The sequence below is a fragment of the Rhizobium sp. YTU87027 genome (genome assembly GCF_050644135.1).
GTDB lineage: Bacteria > Pseudomonadota > Alphaproteobacteria > Rhizobiales > Rhizobiaceae > Rhizobium.
In genome coordinates, this window is the sequence record NZ_CP098441.1 from 2,041,189 (window position 1) to 2,049,752 (window position 8,564).

The 8,564-nt window shown below is 59.4% G+C and carries 9 protein-coding genes; 7 read left to right on the forward strand and 2 right to left on the reverse strand.

Annotation, left to right across the window (positions count from 1 at the left end; translation table 11 throughout):
* The first annotated feature begins 91 nt into the window (after positions 1-91).
* From NBG89_RS28630 to NBG89_RS28655, 6 genes are all read left to right on the forward strand, one after another.
* Positions 92-1,051, forward strand: coding sequence for a helix-turn-helix domain-containing protein (locus NBG89_RS28630; protein WP_431323648.1), 960 nt, complete (start codon positions 92-94; stop codon positions 1,049-1,051).
* Between the two features lie 142 nt (positions 1,052-1,193).
* On the forward strand, positions 1,194-2,702 hold the full coding sequence (gene adh, locus NBG89_RS28635) for an aldehyde dehydrogenase (RefSeq protein ID WP_431323649.1): 1,509 nt from the start codon (positions 1,194-1,196) through the stop codon (positions 2,700-2,702).
* A gap of 69 nt (positions 2,703-2,771) precedes the next feature.
* Positions 2,772-3,131 carry a DUF779 domain-containing protein gene (locus tag NBG89_RS28640; protein WP_431323650.1) on the forward strand — a complete coding sequence of 120 codons (360 nt, stop codon included), beginning with the start codon at positions 2,772-2,774 and terminating at the stop codon, positions 3,129-3,131.
* A gap of 308 nt (positions 3,132-3,439) precedes the next feature.
* On the forward strand, positions 3,440-3,586 hold the full coding sequence (locus tag NBG89_RS28645) for a hypothetical protein (RefSeq protein ID WP_431323651.1): 147 nt from the start codon (positions 3,440-3,442) through the stop codon (positions 3,584-3,586).
* 226 nt (positions 3,587-3,812) lie between these two features.
* Complete coding sequence (locus tag NBG89_RS28650) at positions 3,813-4,280, forward strand: Lrp/AsnC family transcriptional regulator (RefSeq protein WP_431323652.1); 468 nt, start codon at positions 3,813-3,815, stop codon at positions 4,278-4,280.
* A gap of 299 nt (positions 4,281-4,579) precedes the next feature.
* Entirely contained in the window at positions 4,580-5,068 is a 489-nt protein-coding gene (locus NBG89_RS28655; RefSeq protein ID WP_431323653.1) for a hypothetical protein, read from the forward strand.
* On the opposite strand, the gene NBG89_RS28660 is transcribed toward NBG89_RS28655, so the two are convergent.
* Complete coding sequence (locus NBG89_RS28660) at positions 5,062-5,715, reverse strand: response regulator (protein ID WP_431323654.1); 654 nt, start codon at positions 5,713-5,715, stop codon at positions 5,062-5,064. The two genes, NBG89_RS28655 and NBG89_RS28660, sit on opposite strands and share 7 nt — an antisense overlap.
* On the reverse strand, positions 5,712-7,112 hold the full coding sequence (locus NBG89_RS28665) for a sensor histidine kinase (RefSeq protein WP_431323655.1): 1,401 nt from the start codon (positions 7,110-7,112) through the stop codon (positions 5,712-5,714). Before NBG89_RS28665 ends, NBG89_RS28660 begins: the two co-directional genes overlap by 4 nt.
* A 335-nt stretch (positions 7,113-7,447) precedes the next feature.
* Here NBG89_RS28665 and NBG89_RS28670 point away from each other — a divergent pair, with 335 nt between their 5' ends.
* The gene (locus NBG89_RS28670; RefSeq protein ID WP_431323656.1) at positions 7,448-8,191 is read left to right on the forward strand and encodes a hypothetical protein; all 744 of its coding nucleotides are present in this window, start codon (positions 7,448-7,450) and stop codon (positions 8,189-8,191) included.
* Positions 8,192-8,564 lie beyond the last annotated feature (373 nt).

Below are 8,564 nucleotides of genomic sequence, written 5' to 3' on the forward strand. Positions count from 1 at the left end.
TTTTCGCCATCACCTCATGCGTCCCCAGGCCCAGAATTGCCAAACCGACACCTTTGCGCCAAATTGCTCTCACAATTGGTTGGAGGAGCCAATGCGTGAACTCGCTGCGCATGCAGAGCACGTCTATACCTGCACCCAGAGGGATGCTGCCGTCGCAAACTCATCCATCGTTGCGTCCTGGCGGCGGTGCATCGCCATGCACCGGCTTGCCCCGGAACAGATGCGCGCGCCGCTTCACCTTTCCGAACACGAACTGAAGAGAGCGCGGGAGGCCGCCGAGAACCTCGTTGCCGACGCGTCGGCCGAACTCGATCGTTTGTTCGCGACTGTGGGCAGGAGCGGTTGTTGCCTCATATTGACTGATCACAACGGTGTGGCACTCGAACGCCGCGGTCTGGCAGGCGATGACAGGCATTTTCATGAATTGGGCCTGTGGACCGGCTCGGTGTGGACCGAAGCGAGCATCGGTACCAATGGCATCGGGACCGCGATTGCCGACGAACGATCAGTCACCATCCTGCGGGACCAGCATTTCTTCAGTTCGAACATCAGTCTGAGCTGCACGACGGCGCCGATCAGGGATCATCGCGGCCAATTGGCCGCCGCGCTCGACATCTCGACGTGCCGCCACGACGTGAACGAGGTCACACTGGGAATCCTCGGCCAGATGGTCCGTGACGCGGCGCTGCGCATCGAAATCAATCTTTTCAGAAGCGCCTTTGTGGGAGCCCGCTTCGTCATGGTGCCGGCGGCCAGCAATCCGACTGCGGCACTGCTTGCCGTCGACAGGCATGACCTCGTCCTTGGCGCGACCCGCGCCGCACGACTGGCCTTGCAGCTTGATGATCGGCGCATTTCGGCTGGGCTTCCGGCCACCGATGCCCTCCAGGAGCAGAGTTTTGCAGCAGACGAGGATCTCGTTGAGGCAGAACGAGCAGCCCTGGTACGTGCCCTGTCCCGCTCAAGCGGAAATGTGTCTAAGGCTGCCGTTGCGCTAGGCATGAGCCGGGCAACACTGCACAGGAAGATGAAGCGGCTCAATCTTCATTGACTGCTTTGGCGACAGCCTGTCGCACGCGTGCGACAGTGTGCACTGCGGTATCCTCCCGGGTCACTATCTCCGGCAACAAAACTCGCGCAATTTCCTCTGACCGGTTCGCCGCGAACCTGGACCTTTCAAGGAGGAGGATCAAATGCTGCATCAGAAAATCGTCGAGTCGCCGTTCAAGACGAGATACGGCAACTTCATCGGCGGAGAGTGGCGCGCGCCCATCGAGGGACGCTACTTCGACAACATTACGCCCGTGACCGGAGGTAAGCTCTGCGAAGTGGCCCGCTCAAGCGAACTGGATATCAATGCCGCGCTTGATGCTGCACACGCCGCCAGGGAAAAATGGGGCAGGACGTCGGCCACCGACCGATCCAACATTCTGATGAAGATCGCCCAGCGCATGGAGGACAAGCTGGAGCTCCTCGCGCAAGCCGAAACGTGGGACAACGGCAAGCCGATCCGCGAGACGATGGCTGCCGACATCCCTCTGGCGATCGACCATTTCCGATACTTCGCCTCCTGCATTCGCGCGCAGGAAGGCTCGATCGGGGAAATTGACCACGATACCGTCGCCTATCACTTCCATGAGCCGCTCGGCGTCGTCGGCCAGATCATTCCCTGGAACTTCCCGATCCTGATGGCGGCATGGAAGCTTGCCCCCGCACTGGCGGCCGGCAATTGTGTCGTGATCAAGCCGGCCGAGCAGACACCAGCTTCATTGCTGGTCTGGGCTGAACTCATCGGTGACCTCTTGCCGCCTGGTGTCCTCAATATTGTCAACGGTTTCGGCCTTGAAGCCGGCAAGCCCCTGGCGTCGAGCCCACGGATCGCCAAGATCGCCTTTACCGGCGAGACGACGACCGGTCGTTTGATCATGCAGTATGCCAGCCAGAACCTCATTCCGGTGACGCTGGAACTCGGCGGCAAGTCGCCGAACATCTTCTTTGCCGATGTGATGGCTAAGGACGACGGCTTCCTGGATAAGGCACTGGAAGGCTTCGCCATGTTTGCTCTGAACCAGGGTGAGGTCTGCACATGCCCCAGCCGCGCGCTCATCCAGGAAGAGATCTACGACCGGTTCATGGAAAAGGCCGTCAAGCGCGTCGAAGCCATCAAACAGGGCAATCCCCTGGACCCGGCCACGATGATTGGCGCCCAGGCCTCCAACGAACAGTTGGAGAAGATCCTCGCCTATCTCGACATCGGCAAGCAGGAAGGCGCCGAGGTCCTGGCGGGCGGCTCGCGCAACGATCTCGGCGGTGAACTCGCCAACGGCTACTATGTCAAGCCGACGATCTTCAAGGGGCACAACAAGATGCGGATCTTCCAGGAGGAGATCTTCGGGCCGGTCGTGTCCGTGACCACGTTCAAGGACGAGAAGGAGGCACTCGAGATCGCCAACGACACGCTCTACGGTCTTGGCGCTGGCGTCTGGAGCCGCGACGCCAACCGCTGCTACCGCTTCGGCCGCGACATCCAGGCGGGTCGTGTATGGACCAATTGCTACCACGCCTATCCCGCGCATGCCGCCTTTGGCGGCTACAAGCAGTCGGGCATCGGTCGCGAGACCCACAAGATGATGCTCGACCACTATCAGCAGACGAAGAACATGCTCGTGAGCTATAGCGAAAAGGCCCTCGGCTTCTTCTGAGAGCGGTGTTTTCAGCCCAGTTCAACGGCTCGCTCCGATAATGGGGCGGGCCGCTTCAGGAGGATGGTGATGGAACCGACGATCGATGACCAGCCACGCGTGATTGCCACAGACAGTGCGATCGCGCTTATCGAGGAGATCCGCAAGGATCATCCCAACATCCTCATTCACCAATCCGGCGGCTGCTGCGACGGCTCATCGCCGATGTGCTATCCGGCCGACGATTTCATTGTCGGCGACCAAGACGTCGAGCTCGGCGAGATCGCCGGCGTCCCGGTCTATATCAGCGCAAGCCAATTTCAGGCCTGGAAACACACACAACTGATCATCGACGTCGTACCGGGTCGCGGCGGCATGTTCTCGCTCGACAACGGCAGAGAGAAGCGCTTCCTGACCCGCTCCCGCATGCTTGGCTTCAAAGGCAGCTAAATACGGCGACTGTGCGAGCGGCCAGGCAAACGGGCGGTCGAGCACGAAAGCGAAACTGCCGAAAGCAGGTTGCGCGGGAGAGCCGCAAGAAAGTTTGGCATGCCGACTTGATAATTGGCGGCATCGATGCCATCTAGCGCTCACTACCCGTTTCGATAGCCTGCAGAACATGTCCTTGGGATGTGTCGCGTTCGCTGTCCGGGGAAAGAAAAAGGCGCTCCCCGAAAGGGTCGAGCGCCTTTTTCTCTTTGACATCTGCCGTTGCTCGCCCGAAACAGCGTATGATGCGTCACGAGGAGACACTGCCGATGAACGATAATGTCATTCAGTTCCGACGTCGAAAGCCCCCGCGGCCACCTCGGCCAGGCCTTCGCAAGCTCGCGATTGCAATGGCGGTTCTTGCGTTGTTCGTCGCGGCATGGGGCTATTTCAGTTTCTTCAGCGCCCCGGTCTGACATCGCTCCTGCGTTACGCCGCTGGCGGCTGACGCGGCAACCGAGCGAACGACCCGATGTGCTCGCCAAGTGCGTTTGGCCAGGGCTCATCCATCAAGGCATTTCATCATCGACGAACCGCGCTACTCTTTGAACTAAGTGGCGCGCAGAACGCGTGCTGACGGTATAGTTTCGCCGAAAGCATTGTGGCATCAGAAACGCACATATCGCGAAATGAGAGATTCCGATGAAAATGCCGGATATTGACAATGTCGACCGAAAGATACTCCGACTGCTACAAAGCGAGGGCGATCTCAGCCACGCCGCGTTGGCGGAGCGGGTCGGGGCATCGAGCGCCTCGTGCTGGCGACGCATCAAGGCGCTTGAGGCAGCTGGTATGCTTGGGCCGACCGTCCGGCTTGTTAGTCCCGAAGCAGTTGGCCGCGGCCTGACCGTGTTCTGCCAAGTTCGAATGAAGGCGCACGATCCGGTCGCGAGACGTGATTTCGAGCGCTTCGTGGAGAGTCACGAGGAGGTGCTCGAATGCTATTCGATGTCGGGTGATTGGGACTACCTGCTGCGGGTTGCCGTCGCCGATGTTCAAGATTATGAGCGATTGCTTATGCAAGGGATCCTTACGCACCACGCCGTGGCGGCGTCCTCGTCGCATTTCGCCTTGAAGCGGGTGAAATATTCGACTTCGGTCCCGGTGTGAACATCTGGTGACTGACGGCTGCCACCCCTCATCAGCCGTGTCGCTCTCGCGAAATCCCTCGGACCTTGGTCCTATGCTGGCCGGACAAACGTCCTGTCATCATCAAGGAAAGGTCTGAAAGTGACGATTGCGAATTGACGGTGCTGTTGACCCATGAGCAAATTCAGAATGTTGCATGGTGGATATTTGTGATGCCGCACAGGTTCCTTCCTGCGTATAGCAGCGGCGGCTGAAATTGCGCGACGAGGATCGCGCAGACCGCAAGCTGGAAGAAACCATGGGGATCCAGGGGAATGACGATGTTCTCGCATCGAAAGGTTGTTACGGCCCTGTGCTTTGTGTCGATCAGTCTGTCGCTCGTGGCAATGCCATACAAGATCGTGGTCTCAGGTACGTCGCTCAAGCTCAGTCTCCAGGCGGCAGAAGCCGCCAAAGGCGGCAATGGCGGTGGCAATGGAAACGGCGGAGGCAACAGCGGCGGCAATAGTGGCGGCAATGGCGGCGGCAATGGCGGTAATGGCAACGGCGGCGGCAACGGCAACAGTGGCGGCAATGGAAACAGCGGGGGCAACGGCAATAGCAGTGGCAACTCCAGCAGCGGTTCCACGACCGGGACAGGCTCTGCGGCTGATGCGGACAGCTCAGCGATGGAGGTTCGTCACCGGGACGGTATGAGCGAACTCATCCGGAACGGCCGCTATATCATGAGAGACGCAAGGGGGCGCACAATTGTCAACCGACGCGCGACCTCAGCGGATGAAGCACGTCTGGAATCCTTCACTCATTGATCGTCGCGCCCGTCGATGGCATCGCGCAGTGCCATTGCCGCCTCCGTTCGGTTGGCGACACCAAGCTTGGCCATGATCTGCGTCATGTGATGTTTGATGGTCTTTTCGTGAAGATCGAGCTTTCTTGCGACGTGCTTGTTGCTCAAGCCGGACGCGACGAACTCTAGGACTTGTTGTTCGCGCGGCGTAAGCGCGGCGATGGCGGAAGGTCGCTTGGCGTCGGGCAAGGCGCGACTGGAAAGCAGCCGTGCAGACAGCGCCGGGGCGACATAGCTTTCGCCGGCGGCCACGCTACGGATGATTTCTGCAAGTGCCCTGGAGCCGACCCCTTTCAAAACGTACCCTTTCGCGCCGCTGTTCAATGCAGCCGTAACGTCGTCGCTGGACTCCGAAACCGTGAGCATGACAATCTTTTGTGATGGTACGTTTTCCAGGATCGGGCCGATCGCGTTCAAGCCGCCGCCGGGCATGGAAATGTCCATCAGAAGGACGTCCGGTTGCAGGTTCTCGGCCACCTCGATGGCATCGTCCTTCGTGCTTCCTTCAGCGACAATTTGAAATCCGTCGATCTCTGAAAGGCTCCGGCTTACTCCCTCCCTGAACAAGGGGTGGTCGTCAATCACTGCGACGCGAATTGCGGTTGTCATGTCTGGGCAATCTCCTCGCTGCTAAGCGACATGCTGACTATGGTGCCTTGTGCGGACGATTGGAGATGGAAGGTGCCGCCAAGGCTTTCAATCCGCTCTCTAAGGCCGGCAAGGCCGAGGCTGGCAGGCCCGACGTCGTCGGGATCAAAACCGGAACCTCCGTCAGAGACCTCTACGCTGACGCGGTCGCCTTCCATGCGCTGCGCCACGCGTTGTTCTATACCACCGCCGTGACGGTAGCCATTGTTCAATCCTTCCTGCACGAAGCGATATATGCAGATCTTGGCAGACGGCGAAAGGTGCTCGGGCGCCTCTCCGATCGATAGATCAACGCGCGATCCGGTTCGCTGTTCATGCGCACGCACGCTGCGCTCCAATATTTCCGGCAGACTTGCGGCCTCGATCTGCGGCAATACCAGGCCGTTGCAGATTGTCCTGATCTCATGCATCGCCTCGTCAAGGCTTGCCTTGATTGCTGCAATTTCGCGCTCGCGTAGGGCTGCAGGTGTGGCGGGATCGACCAGCTTATTGCTGTCGAGGCGCAGTGAGGCAAACGCGACCAATTGCGCCGGCCCATCATGAAGGTCGGCGCCGATGCGCCGCAGATGGCTCTCGTTGAGCGACGTGGCGCGCCGCGACGCGCGTTGGACACGCGCCCGCAGCGCCTGGTTCTGCGACAACAGCGCAGAAAGATCGTCGATGCGGCGCTTCAGGGTTTGCCGTTGCTCTTCGATTGTCCTGCTGCCTCTCAAGACGATGGCCGACAGAACGATGAAAAAGGCCAACGTAAAGGCCGCAACAGCCATCCAGCTATGCAAGCGCGCCTGATTGAGACTGCGCTGGAAATCATTGGCGACTTCATAGAATTCGGAGACAGCGACGACCTGCCCCGACCATGGCTGGAGAACGGGATTGTAGATCTCAAGCAGAGGCTTGCCGCTCGTCCGCTCGGCCTGATCCTCGGGGTCTTCAAGGCGATTGAATTGCGCAACCATCTTGCCCGAGAAGGCCGTCTTGAGATCATCGTTCAGTTCGAAGCGCTTTCCTTGCATGCTTTTGTCGTTCGAGTAGAGAACGGTGCCGTCTGCGCGCCAAAGCCTGAACGACATCAGGCGGTTTCCAAGCGCACCCTGCCCGAGTGTCTCGTCAAGAGCGCGCGAAACCGTATCGTCGAGCGCCTGGCCCGCGAGCATATCCGGCAGGAGCGGTGCAATCACACTGTCGACATAAAGAGCTGTGGCTGCCGCAGAGTTACGGGTTACCGCGTCCTCGATCAGACTGCTGACGAACGCACCGACCAATGCCATGGCCACGAGCGACACGACACCCCCAGTGAGCAGGAACTGCTTGGCAAGCGATTGTGAGTTCCATCGTTTTATGAGTTCACGGGGCCGCACGAGACATCTCGGATCGACCGCCCAGCGGCGGCTCTTCAGTTCATTGAAATTGCAGAATTACCGCCTTCAACTGAGGGGTCAAACAATATCGCGTCACGGCAATCGATTTTCGGACCTTTGGTCTGTGACGGATCAGACCTAGGTCCTAGCCGGCTGAGCAATGGTCTGATCCCCGTGGAACTGTCACCGGACGCAGGCTAACGTTTCTGTGACTTGGAACGCGGGGTGACCGCGCCAGGCCGGAAAGCTCGCTTCGAGCCCGCCCCGCTCGCAATCATGCTTTCCGGCCCCACGAACGACCAGAAGCGCTGACGGCATCAAGCCGGGAGGTTGATATGAGCATTTCCACTATTCTTGGACGCAGCGTCCTTGCGCTGACAATTGCGGTTGCGCCATTGGCAGGCACCGCAATGGGCCTGTCCGAGATCGCCCTTGCAAAGGGAGGAAACGGCAACGGCAATTCCGGGGGTGGCAACGGCAACGGGCATGGCAATGGAGGCGGCAACGGTAGCGGCGGGAGCCACGCCAACAGCAATTCCAGCCACGGAAAGTCGGGCGCTGCCGGTACCCATGGAAAGAGCAAGGATAACGGCAGCAGCGATCGCCCGACCTTGAAATCGTACTTCACGCATGAGAAGAAATCTGGCGCGGCCACAAAGACCAGGGTCGCGCCGACCGGCGCAAAATCCCCCAAGTCCGATTTTGCCGGAATGAATTCGCTGAACAGGAACTACCATGCCTACATGCATTCCAACGATCCGCGAATGGCGGCGGTTGCGGCCTACGTGATGGCCTACGCCGAGTTCGAGGCCGAAAATGGACCTGATGCCATTCCCACCGACCCGGCGCTTGGCGACGAAGCACTGCGTGAGGCACTTTCGGGCTTCACCAAGGATGGCGTTGTGTCGGATGGAGCTCTTGCGCGGGCGAAAGACATCCTGGGTGTCGGCCCGGCCTTCGGCAAGATAGATCAGATTAGAGATACCTTGCCTGTGGAAGAACCAGTGTCGGATCCCGATGCCGGTGCACCGGTCGAAGACGAGGCGGCGCCTGCGACCGTGATCGTCGTGCAGCCCTGAGGCGGCGGAAGTGCAACGTCATCGCAAGATGCACTCATTTTGAGCCTCGTGGTGGCCTTGTGTCCATGAGCCATTTGATGGCCAATTGAGATATCTGCGGCGCGGTCGCGCCGTCACCTGCTTGGCTCTTCCTGACCCCGCAATTGCACTACGCTCCTCGGCAACAGGCTGAGGAGCGTTTTTTGCTGCGCGTCGTCCACGGGCAGGCGGATATTGGGCATCCGCCAAGGGTTTGCCGAATCTCCCGAATCGAGTTAGTTGTGAAACTACGCAAAAAGGGCGAATTATCGCTTGAAGGCGAAACAATAACCGGACAAACCTTTCGTTAACGATGTCGGCGCTTAGGCTATTGGAACGAACTGAGGAAAGAATC

Excerpts from the sequence above, each read along its gene's own strand:
- NBG89_RS28630 (WP_431323648.1), top strand. The coding sequence starts at position 92 with ATGCGTGAACTCGCTGCGCATGCAGAGCACGTCTATACCTGCACCCAG.
- adh (WP_431323649.1), top strand. The coding sequence starts at position 1,194 with ATGCTGCATCAGAAAATCGTCGAGTCGCCGTTCAAGACGAGATACGGC.
- NBG89_RS28640 (WP_431323650.1), top strand. The coding sequence starts at position 2,772 with ATGGAACCGACGATCGATGACCAGCCACGCGTGATTGCCACAGACAGT.
- NBG89_RS28645 (WP_431323651.1), top strand. The coding sequence starts at position 3,440 with ATGAACGATAATGTCATTCAGTTCCGACGTCGAAAGCCCCCGCGGCCA.
- NBG89_RS28650 (WP_431323652.1), top strand. The coding sequence starts at position 3,813 with ATGAAAATGCCGGATATTGACAATGTCGACCGAAAGATACTCCGACTG.
- NBG89_RS28655 (WP_431323653.1), top strand. The coding sequence starts at position 4,580 with ATGTTCTCGCATCGAAAGGTTGTTACGGCCCTGTGCTTTGTGTCGATC.
- NBG89_RS28660 (WP_431323654.1), bottom strand. The coding sequence starts at position 5,715 with ATGACAACCGCAATTCGCGTCGCAGTGATTGACGACCACCCCTTGTTC.
- NBG89_RS28670 (WP_431323656.1), top strand. The coding sequence starts at position 7,448 with ATGAGCATTTCCACTATTCTTGGACGCAGCGTCCTTGCGCTGACAATT.